Annotated in this window: 17 protein-coding genes; 8 read left to right on the top strand and 9 right to left on the bottom strand. The window is 68.3% G+C overall.

The window, feature by feature from the left end:
- Positions 1–2: 2 nt before the first annotated feature.
- A complete protein-coding gene (locus Mschef_RS01025) occupies positions 3–2,570 on the bottom strand; it encodes a PAS domain-containing hybrid sensor histidine kinase/response regulator (RefSeq protein ID WP_136256546.1) in 2,568 nt (855 codons plus the stop codon).
- Between the two features lie 386 nt (positions 2,571–2,956).
- On the opposite strand from Mschef_RS01025, the gene asnB reads away from it, so the two are divergent.
- Positions 2,957–4,630, top strand: a complete 1,674-nt coding sequence (asnB, locus tag Mschef_RS01020) for an asparagine synthase B (protein ID WP_081126746.1) — start codon at positions 2,957–2,959, stop codon at positions 4,628–4,630.
- Between the two features lie 10 nt (positions 4,631–4,640).
- On the opposite strand, the gene Mschef_RS01015 is transcribed toward asnB, so the two are convergent.
- The 5 genes from Mschef_RS01015 to Mschef_RS00995 form a co-directional block, all read right to left on the bottom strand.
- Positions 4,641–5,354, bottom strand: a complete 714-nt coding sequence (locus Mschef_RS01015; protein WP_081126003.1) for an SIMPL domain-containing protein — start codon at positions 5,352–5,354, stop codon at positions 4,641–4,643.
- 70 nt (positions 5,355–5,424) lie between these two features.
- A complete protein-coding gene (locus tag Mschef_RS01010; protein ID WP_081126002.1) occupies positions 5,425–6,963 on the bottom strand; it encodes a DHA2 family efflux MFS transporter permease subunit in 1,539 nt (512 codons plus the stop codon).
- A 9-nt stretch (positions 6,964–6,972) separates the two neighbouring features.
- The gene (locus Mschef_RS01005; RefSeq protein WP_081126001.1) at positions 6,973–8,178 is read right to left on the bottom strand and encodes an HlyD/EmrA/EmrK family protein; all 1,206 of its coding nucleotides are present in this window, start codon (positions 8,176–8,178) and stop codon (positions 6,973–6,975) included.
- Positions 8,175–9,638, bottom strand: coding sequence for an efflux transporter outer membrane subunit (locus Mschef_RS01000; protein ID WP_081126000.1), 1,464 nt, complete (start codon positions 9,636–9,638; stop codon positions 8,175–8,177). Before Mschef_RS01000 ends, Mschef_RS01005 begins: the two co-directional genes overlap by 4 nt.
- Positions 9,639–9,646: 8 nt before the next feature.
- Positions 9,647–10,114: a MarR family winged helix-turn-helix transcriptional regulator gene (locus tag Mschef_RS00995; protein ID WP_081125999.1), complete on the bottom strand. Its 468-nt coding sequence runs from the start codon at positions 10,112–10,114 to the stop codon at positions 9,647–9,649.
- Positions 10,115–10,247: 133 nt separating this feature from the next.
- Between Mschef_RS00995 and Mschef_RS00990 the strand changes: the two genes are divergently transcribed.
- Positions 10,248–10,766: a lipid A 3-O-deacylase gene (locus Mschef_RS00990; protein ID WP_242426409.1), complete on the top strand. Its 519-nt coding sequence runs from the start codon at positions 10,248–10,250 to the stop codon at positions 10,764–10,766.
- A 68-nt stretch (positions 10,767–10,834) separates the two neighbouring features.
- On the opposite strand, the gene Mschef_RS00985 is transcribed toward Mschef_RS00990, so the two are convergent.
- The 3 genes from Mschef_RS00985 to Mschef_RS00975 are packed head-to-tail and all read right to left on the bottom strand — an operon-like array spanning position 10,835 to position 13,613.
- On the bottom strand, positions 10,835–11,629 hold the full coding sequence (locus tag Mschef_RS00985) for a glycosyltransferase family 2 protein (RefSeq protein ID WP_081125998.1): 795 nt from the start codon (positions 11,627–11,629) through the stop codon (positions 10,835–10,837).
- Positions 11,626–12,432 (bottom strand): beta-ketoacyl synthase chain length factor, encoded by an 807-nt coding sequence (locus Mschef_RS00980; RefSeq protein ID WP_081125997.1) that lies wholly within the window; start codon positions 12,430–12,432, stop codon positions 11,626–11,628. The genes Mschef_RS00985 and Mschef_RS00980 overlap by 4 nt, the downstream gene beginning before the upstream one ends.
- Positions 12,429–13,613, bottom strand: a complete 1,185-nt coding sequence (locus Mschef_RS00975) for a beta-ketoacyl synthase N-terminal-like domain-containing protein (protein ID WP_242426408.1) — start codon at positions 13,611–13,613, stop codon at positions 12,429–12,431. Before Mschef_RS00975 ends, Mschef_RS00980 begins: the two co-directional genes overlap by 4 nt.
- A 254-nt stretch (positions 13,614–13,867) precedes the next feature.
- Here Mschef_RS00975 and hemF point away from each other — a divergent pair, with 254 nt between their 5' ends.
- The 6 genes from hemF to Mschef_RS00945 all read left to right on the top strand — a co-directional run bounded on the left by hemF (position 13,868) and on the right by Mschef_RS00945 (position 19,901).
- The gene (hemF, locus tag Mschef_RS00970; RefSeq protein ID WP_081125995.1) at positions 13,868–14,773 is read left to right on the top strand and encodes an oxygen-dependent coproporphyrinogen oxidase; all 906 of its coding nucleotides are present in this window, start codon (positions 13,868–13,870) and stop codon (positions 14,771–14,773) included.
- A gap of 99 nt (positions 14,774–14,872) precedes the next feature.
- Positions 14,873–16,318: an efflux transporter outer membrane subunit gene (locus tag Mschef_RS00965; RefSeq protein WP_081125994.1), complete on the top strand. Its 1,446-nt coding sequence runs from the start codon at positions 14,873–14,875 to the stop codon at positions 16,316–16,318.
- Positions 16,318–17,445 (top strand): ABC transporter permease, encoded by a 1,128-nt coding sequence (locus Mschef_RS00960; protein ID WP_081125993.1) that lies wholly within the window; start codon positions 16,318–16,320, stop codon positions 17,443–17,445. The genes Mschef_RS00965 and Mschef_RS00960 overlap by 1 nt, the downstream gene beginning before the upstream one ends.
- Complete coding sequence (locus Mschef_RS00955) at positions 17,442–18,179, top strand: ABC transporter ATP-binding protein (RefSeq protein ID WP_081125992.1); 738 nt, start codon at positions 17,442–17,444, stop codon at positions 18,177–18,179. The genes Mschef_RS00960 and Mschef_RS00955 overlap by 4 nt, the downstream gene beginning before the upstream one ends.
- Positions 18,176–19,096 (top strand): HlyD family secretion protein, encoded by a 921-nt coding sequence (locus tag Mschef_RS00950; protein WP_081125991.1) that lies wholly within the window; start codon positions 18,176–18,178, stop codon positions 19,094–19,096. Before Mschef_RS00955 ends, Mschef_RS00950 begins: the two co-directional genes overlap by 4 nt.
- Before the next feature lie 112 nt (positions 19,097–19,208).
- Positions 19,209–19,901, top strand: coding sequence for an MtnX-like HAD-IB family phosphatase (locus Mschef_RS00945; protein ID WP_081125990.1), 693 nt, complete (start codon positions 19,209–19,211; stop codon positions 19,899–19,901).
- Positions 19,902–19,904: the final 3 nt, after the last annotated feature.

Here is a 19,904-nt window from a genome sequence, read left to right as displayed (position 1 = left end):
GATCAATGTCCTCCTTGATGGATCGCGGCCAGAACCCCGGTCATGGCGTTTCCGAACTCGCTGGCGAGGGCCTGACCCGCTTCGGCATCAGCCATCCGGCCCGCATGTTCCAGCCGCGCGCAGACATCACCCAGATCGAGCGCACCGACTGAGAGGGAGGAAGACTTGAGTTTGTGGGCGCCATCGCGCACCGCTTTCCAATCGCCGAGGGCAAGCGCGGATTGAATCCGCATCGCCATATCCTGCGCGGAACGCTGGTAGTCCTGCAGAAAGTCCGCGATCACCGCCGGGTCGTCGCCGACCAGTTGTGCCAGAACCGATGTATCCAGCAAGGCCAGATGCTTGCGCGCGGGCAATGCGGCGGTGTCGCCCTGGGTTGTATGCGGGTCAGGGGCTGGCAGCCACTTTTCCAGCATGGCCTTGAGCTTGTCGAGGAGCACGGGCTTGGACAGGTAATCGTCCATGCCGACTTCCTTGCAATGGGCTTCGACTTCCTTGAGGGCGTTGGCGGTCACGGCGACGATGGGCAGGCGCTTGCCCTCGCCTTCCTCGCGCCGGATGGCAGCGGTGAGTCCAAAGCCATCCATTTCCGGCATGTGCAGATCGGTGAGCAGCATCGCGTAATCACCGCGGCGCCAGCATTTCAGCGCATCATGGCCGTTGACGATGACGTCCGCGGAAAAGCCCAGCAAACCGAGTTGCCGCAGAATGACTTTCTGGTTGATCTCGTAGTCTTCGGCAACGAGAATCCGTTCGCGGCGCCGTTCCACCGCTGTCACTGTGGACTGTGCAGGGGATGTCGCGTTGACATCATCCGGGGAGCTTTCCCGCTCAGGCTCCATGGCGCGATCGGCCGCAGCCGCCACCGCCTTGAGCAGCACCCTGTGGGTCAGCAGGTTGCCTTCCGCGCGCAGCAGGTCGTCATGCACATAACGCCGCCCGTGACGCCAGCCGCGCCCGACGACGATGAGGTGAATTCCATTGCCTGGGTGGGCGCGGGCCGTGGCGAGCAGGTCAGTCAGCGGGAATGAGGCGATGCCGGTGTCGACAACGATGATCCCCGGTCCGGGCGGATGGTTGTCTATCCATTGTCGGGCAGCCGCTAGATCGGTCGCGCGTGCTACCACGGCCTTGTCATAGGCGAGATAGGTGGCGAGATCGTCGGCTGTCCCGTCCGGACCGCCTACGACCAGACAGGGAAGCCCGGAAATCATTTGCAAATCGGATCCTGACGCCGCGAATCGCGACGCGAATCGACCGGCATCGTGGTGTTCGCCGCGCAAGGTGAAAGGAATGCTGGCCTTGAACCGCGAGCCTTTGCCCGGCTTGCTATGCACGGTGATTTCACCGCCCATGATGTTGGCCAGTTGCCGCGAGATAGCCAGTCCCAGTCCGGTTCCGCCAAATTTTCGGGTGGTGGAATTGTCGGCCTGGATGAAGGCCGTGAATAATCGCTTGAGCGTGTCGTCATCGATGCCGATACCGTTGTCGGCTACCTGGAACTCCAGCATCACCCGTTGCGCGTCGCTTTCAACCAGCATGGCGCGTACTGACACGCGGCCCCTGCGCGGCTGCAGGCTGGAAAACTTGACTGCGTTGCTCACCAGATTGGTCAGTATCTGGCGCAGTCGTCCAGGATCGCCGATCACCTCGGTGGGAATGGCCGGATCGGTGAACAGCGTCAGCTCGACCTTTTTTTTGAGGGCCATGATGTCCATGACCTTGCAGACGCCATCAACCACGTCCGCGACGCACATGGGCACGCTGTCGATTTCGAGTTTTCCGGCTTCGATCTTGGAGAAGTCGAGAATATCGTTGATGACGGCGAGCAGGGCGAACGCCGATTCGTGGATGATATTGGTCATTTCGATCTGCTGAGCGTTGAGGCTGCTCTGCTGCAACACGTCAATCATGCCGATCACGCCGTTCATCGGCGTGCGGATCTCGTGACTCATCGCGGCGAGAAACTCCGACTTCGCGAGGCTGGCCTTTTCCGCCACGACCTTGGCGCGTTCGAGCTCGAAGTTGGCGTGCCGCAGCGCTTGATCGAGCTTTGTCCTCTCCACTTCAATCAGGTTGCGCGCGGTATTGTCGGTGCCGATCAGCAGGTAGCCGATGACTGCGTTGTGTGCGTCGCGCAGGGCGGTGACCGACACAACGGCCGGGAAGCGGCTGCCATCCTTGCGGATGTAGGTCAATTCATAGATGTCCTCGATGCCGCGCGAGGCCTTGAATATCAACGCCTCGAAGCCGGGTGCGATCTGCGTGGCCAGCTCGGTGCTCAACGCCATGGCACGCGCGACCAGCTCCTGCGGGTCGGAGATATCCGCCGGCGTGATCTTGTTCAGCACCTCCGCGGCCGTATAACCCAGCATGCGCTCGGCGCCGACATTGAAGATCTGGATGACGCCATTCGCATCGGTGGCGATGCTCGAAAAATTCGCGCTGTTGAAAATGGCGTTCTGCAAGGCGCCCGCCTTGAGCAGGGCCTCGCGGCTGCGCACCTCGGTCATTCGGCGGGCTTTGCCAGCATCACCGGCAGCGGTGGGTGCGTTTCCTTTTCTTGGCATGGTCGATTCCTGTGCAGCCAGCGCAGCCAAACTCCAGATGCAACACCAGGCACGAGCAGCCTGGAGCTGTTGCGATGCGACCCTACAACGAACCGGGAATCCATGAGCGGGCGCAGAGGCCGCGATATGGGCAAGCCGCTCCCCGATTACTGTGCGGGTGGCCCGCCCAACGGCATCGATAGCTCACCGCGGCAACTCCGCAACGAGCCTGCATGACGCGCCGAGATCCTGCTCGGCATGCAAGGATCTCATTGCACCGCGATCTTGAAGCTGCCGTTGCACGCGCAGCGCGTCCGTGTTGCAGCCCTGCAACGCGCAGTGGCGTCGATTGACATGCTGCGCCCGCATGGGCTGTGATGATCCACCCGGTGCAGGTGAGATGTGCGATGTGCGGCTTTTTCGGAATTTTCGATCCGCAGGGCCAGGCCGAGGCGCTGCGCCCGGTGGCGCTGCGCCAGGCACGCCTGCTGCGCCATCGCGGCCCGGACTGGAGCGGCGTGTACACCGACGCGCACATGGTGCTGGCGCACGAGCGCCTGGCCATCGTCGATGTCGCGCACGGCGCGCAGCCGCTGTTGTCCTGCGATGGCGCGCAGGTGCTGGCGGTGAACGGCGAGATCTACAACCACCGCGATCTGCGCCGCGGTTTTCCCGATTACGCCTTCGCCACCGACAGCGATTGCGAGGTGATTCTGCCGCTGTGGCGTGCGCAGGGCGCGGCGTTTCTCAACGTGCTCAACGGCATGTTCGCCTTCGTGTTGTGGGATCGCGCGCGCGGCGACTGGCTGATCGCGCGCGATCCGATGGGCATCGTGCCGCTGTACACAGGCCGCGACGAACACGGCCGCCTCTACGTTGCCTCGGAGATGAAGGCCCTGATCGGCGTGTGCGTGGACATCGAAGTGTTCCCGCCCGGACACTTCCTCACCCGCGGCATGGACGCGCCGGCGCAGTACTACGCGCCGGAGTGGCGCGATTACGAGGCCGTGCGCAATGGTCCGGCCGAGCCGCTGGCCCTGCGCCAGACCCTGGAGCGCGCCGTGCACCGGCATCTGATGACCGATGTGCCGTACGGCGTGCTGTTGTCTGGCGGGCTGGATTCGTCCCTGGTGGCGGCCATCACCGCGCGCTTCGCCGCGCGCCGCGTCGAGGACGACGACCGCAGCGAGGCATGGTGGCCGCGCCTGCATACCTTCGCCATCGGTCTCGAGGGCTCGCCCGATCTGGCCGCCGCCGAACAGGTGGCCGCGGCGCTGGGCACCGCACACCACGGTTTCCACTTCACCGTGCAGGAAGGACTGGACGCGCTCAGCGACGTGATCTACCACGTCGAGAGCTACGACGTGACCACGGTGCGCGCGTCCACGCCGATGTATCTGCTGGCGCGGCGCATCCGTGCCATGGGCATCAAGATGGTGTTGTCCGGCGAGGGTTCGGATGAACTCTTCGGCGGCTACCTGTATTTCCACATGGCGCCGGACGACCGCGAATTCCACGACGAGTTGGTACGCAAGCTCGACGCGCTGCACCTGTACGACTGCGCGCGCGCCAACAAGGCCATGGCGGCGTGGGGCGTGGAGGCGCGCGTGCCGTTTCTGGATCGCGAGTTCATCGACGCGGCCATGCGCACCGCGCCGGCGGCCAAGCGCCCTGGTGCCGGGCGCATGGAGAAGGCCATTCTGCGCGAGGCTGGGCGCGGCCTGTTGCAGGACGCGATCCTGTGGCGGCAGAAAGAGCAATTCTCCGATGGCGTCGGCTACGGCTGGATCGATGCGCTGAAGGCGCACGCCGAGGCCGGCATCAGCGATGCGCAGATGGCCATGGCCGCGCGCCGCTACGCGGTGAACGCGCCAGGCAGCAAGGAGGCCTACCTCTATCGCAGCCTGTTCGAGCGCCACTTTCCAGGCGAAGCCGCGGCGCGGCTGGTGCCGGGCGGGCCTTCCATCGCCTGCTCCACGCCGACCGCGTTCCGCTGGTCGCAGGCCTTCGCCGATTGCAACGATCCGTCCGGTCGCGCGGTGGCCGCGGTGCACCGCCACGGCCTGCCGGAGACCGGCTAGTGATCTGCCGCTAATCGCGCAGCGCGTAATCCAGCGTGGCGACCACGCGCACGGTCTTGTCGATCTGCTGCTGCTCGCGCGCGCCGGGCACCGGATCGCGCGGCAGGATTTCGATCAGGCCCTGATTGGCGCGCACGATCGGGCCGATGCGGCTGCCGGAGTCGTGCGCGAACTGCGCGGCGGCGGCACGCGCGGCCTTGATCGCGGCGCTGAGCAGCGCTGGCTTGATCGCATTGATGCCGGTGAATAGATAGCTGGGGCCGGTGGCGAGGCCTTGCGACTCCAGCGCCACGCCCTGTCCCACCAGTTGCCCGGTGGCCTGCGCCGCGCTGGCCACGGCGTTCACATCCTGGCTGCGTACCAGCAGGGTCGCGCTGACGATGTAGCGCTCCTTGTATTGCGCATTGCCCCACTGCTGCGCGGCGCGATCGGTCACCTGCAGGCTGCGCTGCACCACCGCCTGCGCCAGTCCGTGCAGTGCGAGGAAGGCGCGCACGCTGGCCGTGTCGCGCTGGATGCGCGCCTGCACCTGCGCCAGATCGTTGCCGGCTTCGGTGTAGCGCAGCGGCCACACGGCCAGATTCGCGCGCACGTTCTGCTCGGCCAAGCCCTTCACGGTGACGCTGCGCGGCGCGCTGCGCGAGGCGAACCCGTGGCCGATGAACCAGCCGCCCAGCGCAAGACCCAGCGCCAGGACCGATGCGGCAAGCAAACGTGGGTGCATGCTGGCAACCTCGACACGACGAAGTCGCCATTATGCGCGGCCAGGAGGACCCAGGCTGCCGGCGCCGCGCTCAGTGACCGCCGGCCGCGGCCGCGCTGGCCTTGGCGATGAACGGCGGCTTGGCGAACCACATCACGCCGATCAAAGCGACGAACAGCCAGCCGAGTATCCAGAACAGGTCGACGGTGGACACCATGAAGCCCTGCGCGGTCACGACCTGGTTGAGCACCGCCTCGGCGCCCTGCGTACTGCCGGTGACCTGGGTGAGCTGTTGCAGCGCCGCGCGCGTGTTGGGCGAATACACGTTGATGTGATCGCCCAGCACCGCGTGCTGCACGGCGGCGCCGCGATCCCACACGTAGGTGGTGATCGAGGCCGCGAAGCTGCCCGCCACGGTGCGCAGGAAGGTGGCCACGCCTGATCCGGAGGCGATCTCGCGCGTTTCCAGGTCGGACAGCAGGATGGTCAGCACCGGCATGAAGAACAGCGCCACGCCCAGGCCCTGCCAGAACTGCGCCCAGGCGATGTCGCCGAAGCTGACCATGCTGTTGAAGTCGGCGCGGTAGAACGACACCAGACCCATGGCCAGGAACGACAGCGAGGCCAGAATGCGCAGGTCGTAGCGCCCGCCGTAACGACCGACGAAGAACGTCAGCAGCACCGGCAGGATGCCGACCGGCGCGGCGGCGAATCCGGCCCATTCGCTGGTGTAGCCCAACTGCGTCTGCACCCACAGCGGCACGATCAGATTCAGCGCGAAGAACGCCGCGTAGGCAAGCACCAGCGCCACCGTCCCGGCGGCGAAGTTGCGGTGTCGGAACAGCTTCAGATCGACGATCGGCTCGCGGTCGGTCAGCTCCCAGATGACGAACACGGTCAGCGTGATGGCGGCGATGATCGCCAGCACCACGATGAAGTCCGAGCCGAACCAGTCGAGCTGGTTGCCCTTGTCGAGCAGGATCTGCAGCGAGCCCACGCCGAGAATCAGCGTGATCAGGCCGACGTAGTCGATGCGCGGGCGCTGCGTGGTTTCCGGCCGCTTGTGCATCTGCAGCCAGACCATGAACGAGGCGAAGATGCCGATCGGCACATTGATGAAGAAGATCCAGCGCCAGGAATAGTTTTCGGTGATCCAGCCGCCCAGCACCGGCCCGGCGATCGGCGCCACCACGGTGACCATGGCGATCAGCGCCAGCGCCTGCGGGCGTTTTTCGGTCGGATAGATCGACAGCAGCAGCGCCTGGGTGATTGGATACATCGGCCCGGCCACCGCGCCCTGCAGCGCGCGGAAGGCCACCAGCATGCCCATGCTGGCGGCAAAGCCGCACAGCGCCGAGGTGAGCGAGAACAGCAGCGTGGCCAGCACGAACAGGCGCACTTCGCCGAAGCGCTTGGCCAGGAATCCGGTCAATGGCAGGGCGATGGCGTTGGCCACGGTGAACGAGGTGATCACCCAGGTCGCCTGGGTCACCGTCGAGCCGGTGTCGCCGGCGATGGTCGGCAGCGACACGTTGGCGATCGACAGGTCGAGCACCTGCATGAAGGTGGCCAGCGACAGGGCGAAGGTGGTCAAGCCCACGTTCGCCGGGCGGTACAGCGGTTCGCTCATGGTGACGGCTCAGCGCTGCGTGGCGTGCGTGGCGGGCAGCGCCGAGGCATGCCCGGCATTGGCGTGGATGATGCGTGCGATCAGCGCATCGGCGGCACGCAACTGGCCATCGTAGACCCGCGTTTGCAGCGCTGGTCTGCTGCGCGGCTGGGTGGCCAGCATGGCGCCGCTCTGGTTGTGCAGATTGACCTCGACCGTCATCGACAGGCCGACGCGCAGTGGATGCTTGAGCAACTCGTTCTGGTCCAGATCGATGCGCACCGGCAGGCGCTGCACGATCTTGATCCAGTTGCCGGTCGCGTTCTGCGCCGGCAGCAGCGCGAAGGCGCTGCCGGTGCCGATGCCCAGACCCTGCACGCGGCCGTGATACACCACGCCGCCGCCGTACACGTCGGAGGTCAGCGTCACCGGCTGGCCGATGCGCATGTCGCCGATGTTGGTTTCCTTGAAGTTGGCGTCCACCCACACATGATCCAGCGGCACCACGGCCATCAGCGGCGTGCCCGGCATGACGCGCTGGCCCAGCTGCACGTTGCGTTTGGCCACATAGCCTGAAACCGGCGCCAGCAGCTTGGTGCGCACCAGATCCAGATAGGCCTGGCGCAGCATGGCGGCGGCGGCGAGCACGTCCGGCTGCCTGGCCAGTACGGTCTCGGCGATCGGCGCGCGGCTGCTGTTCAACTGCTCGCGCGCGGCGCCCAGTGCGGCGCGCGCGGCGGCCAGCGCATCGGCGGCATGCTGCACGTCCTGCGCCGAGACCGCGCCGGTGCCCTTGAGCTTGAGCACGCGCGCATTGTCCTGTTCGGCACGACGCAACTCGACCTGGCGCGTGGCCAGCAGCGCCTGCGCGGCGCCGGCGCCGGCATACAACGCGCGCACCCGGCGCACGGTCTGCGCGAGATTGGCCTCGGCGCGCTCCAATGCAACCCGAGCATCGGCGGCGTCGAACTGCACCAGGGTCTGCCCGGCGCGTACGAAGTCGTTGTCATCGGCATCGATGGCGGTGACGGTGCCCGGCACCAGCGGGGTGACCTCGACGATATTGGCGTGCACATAGGCATCGTCCGTGCTGGCGTACCAGCGGCCATCCAGCCAGTACCAGGCGCCCCACGCCAGCAGTGCGAGCACGACGATGACGAACACCAGGCGCAGCAATATCTTGCGACGCGGGTTGGACGCCGCGGTGGCGGAAGTGGTGGGTTCGGGCGTGCTCATGGCTGGATCTCGGCAACATTGGTGGGTGTCGGGGTATCGGCTGGCGGCACATAGCCGCCACCCAGCGCCACGACGAGACTGACGCCGGCGCTGAGCCGGTCGGCGCGCAGCTGCGCCAGGCGCTGCTCGGCCTGCAGCAGATACTGCTGCACCTGCAGCGCCTGCATTTCGCTGATCACGCCGGCGCCGAGCTGGTCCTGCGCCAGTTTCCAGGACAGTGCGGCGGCGGCATGCGCCTGCTCCTGCGCGCGCAGTTCACGGTCCAGTGATTGCGTGGCGCTGACGCCATCAGCGACCTGGTGGATGGCCTGCACGAGCACGCCGTTGTATTGCGCGACCGCGGCGTCGAAGGCGGCATCTTGACCGGCGAGATTGGCGCGCAGGCGGCCGCCGTCGAACAGCGGCAGGCTGATTGCCGGGGCGAACTGCTCGTAGTGCGAGGCGCCTTCGAGCAGATTGCCCGCGCCCAGCGAAGCCAGCCCGAGCCCGGCGGCGAGGTTGATGTTGGGCAGGAATGCCGCGCGCGCGACCTTGATCGCTCGCGCCTCGGCCTCGACGCGCCACAATGCGGCGGTCACGTCCGGACGCCGCGCCAGCAGCGCGGCGGGCAGCGTGGCCGGCAGCGCCAGCGGCGCGGCGCGCAAGGGCGCGGGTGCGTGCAGGCTGTCGGCGAAGCCCGGGCCCTGGCCACACAGCGCGGCCAGCGTCAGCGCCGCGGCGCGTTCACCGCGCTGCGCGGCTTCGAGTTGCTGGCTGGCCGTAGCCTGTGCGGCGCTGGCCGCGGCCAGTTGCATGTGGTTGTCCACGCCGGCGGCAACGCGCTTGCGGGTCAGATCCAGCAGCTGCGCGCTGCGCGCGAGATTGGCCTTGAGGATGGCCACGCTTTGTCCGGCGTAGGCGTAATCGACGTAGGCGCGGGTCACATCCGCGGCCAGTTGCAGGCGCGCGGCGCTGGCCGCGACGGCCACGGCGCGCGCCTGATCGACCGCCGCCTCCCATTGCGCACGCTGTCCACCCCACAAGTCGAAGGTGTAGTTGAAGCTGAGCCCGGCGCGCCACAGCGTGGCGTAGTGGCCGCCCAGCGGCGCGCCGATCACCGTCGGCGGGATGCGGATGCCGTCGGCCGACACGCCAGCGCCCAGCGTGGGCATGCGCGCGGCATCGGCACCGGCGGCCACGGCATCAGCCTGGCGTACACGCGCCGCGGCTACAGCCAGATCGGGATTGCTGGCCAGCGCGACATGAATCAGATGATCGAGCTGGGCATCGTGGAAGCTGCGCCACCAGTCGGCGGCAGGCCACGCAGCGGCTTGCCGCGGCACGCCGGAGAGCGTGTTGCCCATGGCCAGGCTGTTGGCGGCAAGCGGCGCCTGCTGTGGCTTGAGGCCACCAGGACTGACGCAGCCGGCGAGCAGCAGGGTGCCCAGTGCCAGCGTCAGCGGCTTGAGGATTGGTGACATGGCAGGACTCAGTTCGGAGTGTCGGTGGAGCTCAGGGATTCGACGATGCGTTTGAGCAAATCGCGCAGCGCGTCGCGCTCGGGCTCGCTCAGGTTTTCCAGTGCGTGCGCCATGGTGCGTTCACCGCAGCCGCGCATGCGCGACCACAGCGCGGCGCCGGCTTCGGTGGGGATCACGCGCACACAGCGCCGGTCATCCGGGTTGGGCTCGCGGCGCACGTAACCTTTCTCCTCCAGGCCATCGAGCACGCGCGTCATGGCACCGGCATCGTGCCCCAGCGCCTGTGCCAGTTCGCCCGGCGCCAGCGGCGCGCACTGCGCCAGGCGCTTGAGCGCGGCGTACTGGGTGTGATTGATGGCCAGGCCGTTGGCGGCTAGCTCGGCTTCAAGCGCGCTGATCAGTCGCGCGCGTGCCAAACCGAGCAGCAAGCCGAGGTTTTCCTCGGCACCCGGGGGGAGATTGCAAACAGGAGTCATGGCCTTATTTGTGTAGGCAAGCAGTGAAGTGGATCAGCAGTGAAACTTTGATCGCAGTTGATGTTCAAAGTTCCATGCTTAAGCAATAATAGTCCAAGCAAGCTTGTCATGGGTCACGTCCCGAGGAAATTCAATGTCTCGTCGTCACGCCGCGTGGTTGTCACTCGTCCTGCTCGGCAGCCTGCTAGCCACCGCGCTCATTCCCGTTCATGCCGCCAGCTACGAAGTGCTGGGCGGGCGCAGCAAGACCTCCGGCTGGCGCTGGGCTGACGCGGCGTTCTTCGCTGCGGTCGGCGACGCGCGCCCGTTCACGCTCGGTGGCCATGACCTGACCTGGGCGCCCGAGGCCGAACTGGGCTGGATCGGCCCGCGTCCGGTCAACGCGCGCAATGTGCACGAATACATGACCCATCCGGTGTGGATGGCGATGGGCGGCGCGCGCGTGTCCGGCTTCTGGCGCCAGGCTTTCCTCGGATTCGACGTGGCGCTGACCAAGAACCGCACCGGCGCGCTGTCCAGCCCGTATGAGTTTGTCAGCACGCTGGGCTGGCAGGGCACGCATTACCTGCTGGCGCTGCGGCATATCTCCAACGCCAGCTTCCACGAGCCGAACCTGGGCGAAACCATGTTGCTGGTGGGCTTCAGGTTTTAGCTTGGCGCAGAGCCGTGCGCCGCACCGTCTGCATGGCGCGCGGCTTTCCCCGCGTCCCCGGCTCGGGTTCAGCGCGCTTGCGCTTCGGCCAATGCCTCGGCGTCGTGCGCTGGCGGATCAATGACCAGCGGCGGCTGCGCGGTGGCGCGGCGGTGCGCGGCAAAAATGTGGCCGTAGTGCAGGATGCGCTTGATGGTGTACCAAGTGATGCGTGCGATGTCGTGCACCGGGCGGAAATGGCTGCGCCGAAACTCGGGCTGGTAGCGCGAATCGATCGGCACCGAGACCACGCCCAGGCCCAGCTCGCGACAGGCCGTGATCAGCAGCGCGGCCTCGAACACGAAATCTTCGGCTTTGAGATCGGCCAGCGCGAGGACCGCGCGCGGATAATAGCGTTGCCCGCTCTGGCTGTCGGCGATCGCCACGCCGGCACCCCAGGAGATGCCCCAGTCGGCCACTGCGTTGGCGCGGCGCCGCGCCGGCGGCTGCTGTTCGCGGTTGCGGATGCGCGCGCCGATGACGATGTGCTGCGGATACTGCCGCGCGGCGGCGAGCAGGCGCGGCACATCGCTGGCCAGGTGCTGGCCGTCGCCGTCCATGGTGACCACGCCATCCACGCCCAGTGCCAGCGCGCGGCGGAAACCGTCGCGCAGGCCGGCGCCCTTGCCTTGCGGCGTGGGGTGCCGGATCAGCATCACCGGCAGATCGGCGATGCGTGCGGCGGTGGCGTCGCTGGAGCCGTCGTCGATCACGATCACCCGCGCGCTGACCGCCAGCGCGCCCAGCACCACCTCGCGGATCGCGCGCTCCTCGTTGAGCGCGGGGATCAGGATGGCGACACGATCACCGGGGGTCGGGCTCAAGGTCGATACTCGCAGTGCAGGGTGAGCAGGGTGCCAGAGCCCAGCGGCCAGGTGAAGCGTCGTGCTGCGGCGCCCAGGCAGATCTCCAGCAGCGGCAGCGCGCGCGCAGCGGGATTGCCCGCGTACCAGGGCTGCAAACGCGCATCGCGCGGGGCATTGTCGGATGCCTGGCCGTTTTCCACTTGCGCGCGCAGACGCGCACCCGGTCGTTCGTCGACAGCGGGCGCCAGCAATAGCGCGGCGGCGAAATCCAGGCTGCAGGGCGCGACATCGGCCAGCGCGCCGGCGGCGGCGGTATCGAACAGCACTACAAGCTGCGGCGCGGCGCTGGCCTGCATGTCGAGCAGTGCCGCCAGCAGTGCCGGGCCGATGCCCTCGCGCCCGCAGGCCAGCGCGCTCATCGGCGCATGGCTGGCCGCGGCCATGCTCCAGTGCCCGGCGGCGGCGTTGTGCACCGAGTGCGTGAAACGCGTCGGCGAGACCTGATCCGGCGCCTGCGCCAGCGTGCCGAGAATGGCGTCGGTATTGGCCATGTCGCCGAAGGCGCTGCAGAACACCGCGCCGATGGCGCTCGCATCGCGCGCGCCGACTGCCTGCGTGGCTGCTTCCAGCGCCAGGCGTACCGCATGTGGCGCACGCCGGTGCTCGGTCGGCGTCATGCGCGCGGCCATCGCGTTGGCGTGGCGCCCGACGGGCAAGGCCCGCGCCGGATCGCGCAGCCAATCCGCGAAGGCAGCGGCATCATCGAGCCCGGGCGCGCACAGCCCCCAGCCGATGATCGTGGCGTGCAGCGCGGTGTTCATGCGGCGTCCGCGCCGGCAAAGGCCAGGCAGGCATTGCTGCCGCCGAAGCCGAACGAAAAACTCAGCGCGCGGCGCAATGCGCGAGATTGCGGCACGAGTGCCAACTGCGCGGCGATGCCCGGCTCAGGCCGGATGCAACCGACCGTGGCCGGCACCACGCCTTCGTGCAGCGCCAGTAGCGTGAGCACGGCTTCCAGCGCGCCTGCCGCGCCGAGGGTGTGGCCGGTCGCGCCCTTGGTCGAGCTGGCGCTGATGCCGGGCAGCGCCTGCGCGACCAGCGCGGCCTCGACGGCGTCGTTCTGGCGGCTGGCGGTGCCATGCAGATTGATGTAATCGAAAGCTTGCGCCGGCAGCGCGCACTCGTGCAATGCCGCCTGCAGCGCGCGTGTCGCACCGAGGCCTTCGGGATGCGGTGCCGACAGATGGTGCGCGTCGCTGCTCTCGCCGCAGGCCAGCAGGCGCGGCGCTCCGGGTGCGTCGGCAACACGGCGCAGCAGGACCAGTGCCGCGCCCTCGCCGATGGACAGTCCGGCGCGTTCCACGTCGAACGGCCGGCACGGCGCGGCGTCCACCAGCTGCAGCGCATTGAAGCCATACAGCGTGCTGGAGCACAGCGAGTCGGCGCCGGCCACCAGCACGGCGTCGGCGATGCCGGCATGCAGCAGGCGCGCGCCCAGGCCGAACGCCTTGGCGCTGGCCGAACAGGCCGTGGACACGGTGAACGCCGGCCCGGCGATGCCGGTGTGCGCACACAGCCATTCGGCCGGGCCGTGCAGGTGGTACACGCGCGCGTCGGCCAGATCGCGTGGCAGGTGACCGTGATCGAGGCGCCGATACGCCTGTTCGCTGGTTTCGATATTGGCGGTGGAAGTGCCGAGCACCAGCGCCACGCGCGTGGCGCCGCAGTCGCTCAGCGCCCGCGTCAGCAGTGTGCCGAAGTCGTCCTGCGCCAGCGCCAGTATCAGCAGGCGATGCAGACGCGTGTCCAGGCCAGGAGCCGGCCGCAGGGAACGATCGTCGACGCGGCCGATCCAGCACGGCAGCGGCGGGCCGTTCGGCGCGTAGTCATTGCGGCGCAGCCCACTGCGACCCGTGCGCAAGGCCGCCACGTGCGCAGCGCATCCCGTGCCCAGTGCGGACACGGCAGTGAACGCAGCGATGGCAACCGGGGTCGAAGGCACGGCGAGGTCGTCGGCGAGGGCGCGGAAGTATAGGGAACCTTGAAAACTCCCGTCCTGCAGTCTGTCGTGGATGCACTGTTCGGCGCCGGTCCGGCCGGTCCAGCGCAGGGTCCATCGCGCTCGCGATCGGCGGACGCTGGTGGCCATTGCGTGCCCGGCAGCTCGGGGGCCATTTGCGCCGTGGTTCCATGGCTGACGCCGGCGGCATCGCCGGGTACTGCAGGTAAGCTCGTGGTTTTGAACGGAGGCGCGGCATGTTCAGCGAATCATCCGGGCGCGTCGATGCGCTGCTGCGTGGCCTGCAGGATCGCATCTGCGCCGCGCTCGAGGCCGTGGACGGCGGCGCGCGTTTCATCGAGGACGCATGGCAGCGCAGCGAGGGCGGCGGCGGGCGCACGCGCGTGCTCAAGCAGGGGGGCGTGTTCGAGCAGGCCGGCATCGGTTACTCGCGCGTGCAGGGCGGGCAATTGCCGGCATCGGCCACCGCGCACCGGCCCGAGCTGGCTGGCGCGGCGTGGACCGCGGTCGGCGTGTCGCTGGTGTTGCATCCGTGGAATCCCTACCTGCCCACCACGCATGCCAACGTGCGCTACTTCGAGGCGCATCCGGCCGGCGCCGCGCCGCTATGGTGGTTCGGCGGTGGCTTCGATCTGACGCCGTTTTATCCCTTCGACGCGGACTGCGCGCACTGGCACGGCGTGGCACGCGCGCTGTGCGCGCCCTATGGCAGCGAGGTCTATGCGCGCTACAAACGCTGGTGCGACGAGTATTTTTTCCTCAGACATCGCGGCGAGATGCGCGGCATCGGCGGCCTGTTCTATGACGATCTCAACGAGTGGGGCTTCGAGCCCTGCCTGCGCTTCACCGAGGCCGTGGGGCAGGGCTTTCTGGATGCCTATCTGCCGCTGGTCGCGCACCGTCGCGACACGCCTTACGGCGAGCGCGAGCGCGAGTTCCAGTTGTACCGGCGCGGGCGCTACGTCGAATTCAATCTGGTTTATGACCGCGGCACGCTGTTCGGCTTGCAATCGGGCGGGCGCGCCGAGTCGATCCTGATGTCGCTACCGCCGCGTCTGCGTTACGAGTACGGTTACGCGCCCGCGCCGGACAGCGCCGAGGCGCGGCTGGCCGCCTATCTGCAGCCGCGCGACTGGGCCTGATCCTCGCGACGCGGTAGCCGCGCCGTAAACTCGGGGACATCTTGCGCGCGGGTATCATGCGCGTTCCGGCGCGGAGCGCGCCTTGAGGTTCGAGTTCACGTGCAGCAGACGGCAGGACGCGAATCCCCGCAGCGATGGCAGCAACTGCCACGTGCATTGGTGGGCGCCCTGGTGCTGGTGCTGGCGGGTTGTGCCATCGCGCCGCGCGTGCCGCGACCACACCTGGCGCTGCCGCCGCACTACACGCAGGCGCCGGCTGCGACCGCGCTGGGCCCGGCACCGGATCTGGCGCACTGGTGGCGCAGCTTTCGCGATCCGGTACTGGATGCGCTGGTGCAGCGCGCGCTGGCGCAGAATCTCGGCCTCAAGGCCGCCGGCGAGCGTCTGGCCGCGGCGCGCGCGCTTCTGGGCACGCCGCGCGATCGGCATCTGCCCAGCGCTTCGCTGTACACCAACGAGCAGCCGACGCCGGGCAGCACCGCCAGCTATTTCCAGATCGGCTTCGATGCGATCTGGCAGTTCGGCCTGTTTGGCCGCGGCGAGAGCGAGCAGCGCATCGCCGATGGCAATGCCAATCTGGCCGCGGCCGATCTGGCTGCCGCACACGCTGCCCTGGTGGCCGAGGTGGTGCGCAGCTATCTGGATTTGCGCGCCGCCGAACAGCGCGCGCAGCTGGCCGCGGACATGCGGCGCATCGCCCGGCGCCGCGCGCAGCTGATCGCCGTGCGCGTGGCGCAGCATCTCGATGCGCCGGCGGCGAATGCAGGCGCACGCGCCGGCGCCGCTGAAGCCGCTGCCGCGGTGACGAGTGCCGAGTCCGATGCGGCGATCGCGCGCCAGCAGCTGGCGGTGTTGCTCAGCGAGACCGCGCCCGATGCCGCGTTGTCGGCCGCCGGTCCGCTGCCGCTGCCGCCTGCCTTGCCGCCGCAATTGCCGCCCGCCAATCTGCTGCGCACGCGCCCGGACATCCAGCGCGCCGAGGCCGCGGTGCTGCACGCTGCGGGCGAGCTGGGCATTGCCCGCGCCAACCTGTATCCGCGCCTCGGCCTGGGCTGGACCGCCACGGCATCGGCGCAGACCGCCGGCGGCGAGATCGGGCGCCTGCGCACCATCCCCAGTTTCGGCCCGATCATCAACATGCCGCTGTTCGACTGGGGGCTGCGCCAGGCGCAGATCCGCGCCAACGGGCATCAGCTCAAGGCCGCTGTGCTGGACTACCGGCAGACCGTGCTGGCGGCTGTGGGCGAGGTCGAACAGGCCTACGCCGCGCTGCGCAGCGCGCAGGCGCAGGCTGTCGCCGCGCAGCTGAGCGCGCAAGCGGCGCAGCAAGCTGCGCAGGCCGCCACCACGCGCAGTGCGCTGGGTCTGGGTGATGGCCTCGCAGCAGGCAGCGCCGCGGATGCCGCGCTGCGTGCGCGCAGTGTCGCCAGCGGCGCGCAAGCCGCGGAGGGCGTGGCCTGGGTGAGGTTGTACAAGGCGCTGGGCGGCGCTTCGCCGCTGGCGGGCAGCGCGCATGAGCGCAGCCCCGCACGGGCCGCGCGCTGATGGTCGCCCTGGCACGCAAGACGCTGATCCACGAATGGCGGCGCTATCTGCCGGCGTCGCTGGCCGTGGCCTTCTCGGGCGTGTTGCTGCTGGTGCAACTGGCGCTGGTGTTCGGCATTTTTGATGGCGCGGCGGTGTACATCAATGCCTCGCGCGGACAGATCTGGGCGGGCTATCCGGGTACGCAAAGCATCGATTCTGGACGCAGCATTCCGCGTGACGCCGAGATGCATTTGCTGATGGACCCGCAGGTGGCACAGGCCGAGCCGTTCCAGTGGGTCAATGGTGATTGGCGGGGTCACCGCGCGCTGGGCAGCGTGTCGGTATTTGTCTCCGGCGTCGATACCGCGCCCGATGCGCTGGCGTTCGCGCGCGTCATTCCGCCGGCGCTGCGCGCGCTGCTCAACGAGCCCGATGCGATCATTGTCGATCGCGCCGATCTGCCCAAGCTTGGCATTCGCGTGGGTCAGAGCGGCATTCTCAACGGTTTTCGCGTGCGCCTGGTCGGCACCACCAATGGCCTGCGCGCGCTGGGCGGGGTGAATATCATCGCCTCGCTGGCGACCGCGCGGCGCCTGAACGTGGGCGGCGATCCACGCCCGGCCTACTACCTTGCGCGGTTGCGCGATCCGCAGCAGGCCGCGGCCGTGGCCGCCCGCCTCGACCCGCATGAGCGTGGGCGGCGCTATTCGGTATGGACGGCCAGCACGTTGGCTGCGCGCACCGTGCACTACTGGCTGTTCGAGACCGGCGCCGGTCTGGGCGTGGTGTTCATGTCGCTGGTGGTGTTTCTGGTCGGCACGGTGATCACCAGCCAGACGCTGATGGGCGCCGTGGCCGGCTCGATCAGCGAATACGCCACGCTGAATGCGCTCGGCGCCAGCCACCGCGCGCTGAGTCGCGTGGTCATGGAGCAGGCCGGCTGGGTGGGTGTGATCGGACTGGCCTTCGGTGGCGTGCTATCGGCGCTGGTGCTGGTGCTTGCGCACGGCCAGAACGTGCCGGTGGCGATCACTCCGCTGGGCATCCTGGCCTGCGCGGTGCTGGTCATGGGCATCACCCTGCTGTCCGGGCTACTGGCGGTGCGCACGCTGCGCAATGCCGATCCGGCGAAGCTGTTGCGATGAGCGCCGCGATGAACCCCGTGCCGGCGATTCGCGCGCGCGATGTGGCCAAGAGTTTCACCGTGGGCAAGGTGTCCACGCGCGTGCTCGAAGGGCTGAGCGTGGATCTGGCCGGCGGCGAGCTGACCTTGCTGTCCGGTCCGTCCGGTTGTGGCAAGAGCACGCTGCTGGCCATCCTCAGTGGCCTGGAGCGCCCCGATTCCGGCAGCGTGGTGGCACTGGGCGAGCCGGTGTGGGAGCTGAACCGCAAGGAATTGCAGCGTTTCCGCCTGCGCCATATCGGTTTCGTGTTCCAGGGCTTCAACCTGTTTCCGGCGTTGAATTCGGTTGAGCAGGTGGAGCTGCCGCTGAGCTACCTCGACCTGGGCGCGGCGGAAACCCGGCGCCGCGCCGAGGCCGCGCTGGAAGAGGTCGGTCTCGCGCATCGGCGCAAATTGCGCCCGGCCGAATTGTCCGGCGGCGAGAAGCAGCGCGTGGCGATCGCACGCGCACTGGCCAAGCAGCCACAACTGCTGTTCGCCGATGAACCCACCAGCGCGCTGGATTCGGTCAGCGGCCAGACCGTGATCGATATCCTGCATCGCGCCGCGCGCCAGCATGGCACCATGGTGCTGTGCGCCAGCCACGATCCGCGCCTGATCGCGCACGCCGACCGCGTATTGCGCATGGAAGACGGTCGCGTACTGGCCGACGAGCACCACCCGCATCCGGCTGCTGCCGAGGAGCCTGTCGCATGAACCAAGCCAAGTACCTGCCCATGGTCCTGCTGCTGACGGCGTGCGCCGCGCTGCTGCTGTCGGCCTGCGGCGCCGCGACCGGCGGCGATCCGGCATCCGCGCCACGCGCGTATGTCGCCATCGCGCGCGGGCAGGTTGCCGTCGAAGGCGGCCTGCTGCAGGTGCGCGCAGCGGTGCCGGGCCTGGTCAGGGCCGTGTCGGTGGCGACCAACGCCAAGGTCGCCGCGGGCCAGACGCTGGTGCAACTGGATGATGGCGCGGCGCGCATCGCCGTGCAGCTGGCGCGCGCGGACCTGGCGCAGGCACACGCGCAGCAGGCCATGTTGGCTGCGGGTGAGCCGGCCGCGGCATTGCGCGCGCAGCGTCTCGCCGCCGCCGTTGCCGCCGATGCGGCTTCCGGTCAGGAGTTGGCCGAAGCGCGCGCTGCGCTGGGTGAGATCAAGGCGCACGCGCAAGCCGCGGCCGCCGCGGTGCAGGCTGCGCAGGCGCGCCTGGCCGCGGCGCGCCATCAGCTGGCGCTGTACACCGTGCATGCGCCGGTGGCCGGGTACGTAGCGCGGCGCCTGGTGCAGGTCGGCGCGCGGGTCAGTCCGGACGATGCGCAGCCGCTGTTGGAACTGCTGCCCGAGCGCCCTTTGATCGTGCGCGCGGAACTGAACGAAGCTTATGCGGACAAGGTGTATCCGGGCATGCGCGCCGAAGTAGTGCTGGATGCTGGCGGCGGGCGCAGCTATGCCGCGCATGTGCTGCGCCTGGGTTTGACTTACGGCGCGGTACGACTCGGGCCGCAGCATGATCAACCCGACGACGCGCGCGATCTGGAGTGCGTGCTGCAACTCGATGCACCGGGGCTGCGCGTGGGCCAGCGCGTGCGCGTGCAGTTCCTGCCGCAAACCGCGCGGGCCGGTGCTGAATGAATCATTCACGCAACTTTGATTACGATTTTGTGGTCATAGCCAAGATTGCCTTGCGTCTGCCGTGGCGCGCGTCGCGCGCCTTCTCTACCTTGACTCCAGGATGATTTCGTCCATGAATCAGTGGACCATTGTTTGCGATTTCGACGGCACCGTCAGCGTCGGTGATGTCACCGACCTGTTGCTGGAGCGTTACGGCGCGCCCGGATGGGAAGAGCTGGAAACCGCTTGGCAACTGGGCGAGATCGGTTCGCGCGCGTGCCTGGCCGGACAGATCGCCTTGCTGGATGCCAGCCCGGCGCAACTCGATGCGGCGGTGGCGTCGATCGCCATCGATCCGGCATTCCCCGCGTTCGTCGCCGATGCGCGCGCCGCCGGCGTGTCGCTGACCGTGGTCAGCGACGGCCTCGATCGTGCCATCCACGCACTGCTGGCGCGCTATGGCCTCGGCGACCTGCCGATCGTGGCCAATCACCTGGAGCAATCCGGCGCGCGCAGCTGGCGCCTGGAGTTTCCGCATTCCAACCCCGGCTGCCGCGCCGCCAGCGGCACCTGCAAGTGCGAGCGCGCCGAGGGTTTGCGCCGGCTGGCGCCCAACGTGCTGCTGATCGGTGATGGCAGTTCCGATTTCTGCGTCGCCGGTTCGGCCGATTTCGTGTTCGCCAAGCATCGCCTGATCGCGCATTGCCGCGAGCAGGGTTACGCGCACCTGCCCATGCACGGTTTCGCCGAGGCGCGCGCGGCGCTGCCGCGCCTGCTGGCCGGTGAACTGCACGCGCATCCCCATCGTTCTCACCAGGACATCTGATCC

It is taken from the genome of Metallibacterium scheffleri (genome assembly GCF_002077135.1).
Taxonomy (GTDB): domain Bacteria; phylum Pseudomonadota; class Gammaproteobacteria; order Xanthomonadales; family Rhodanobacteraceae; genus Metallibacterium; species Metallibacterium scheffleri.
This window is presented reverse-complemented; position numbering and strand designations above follow the sequence as displayed.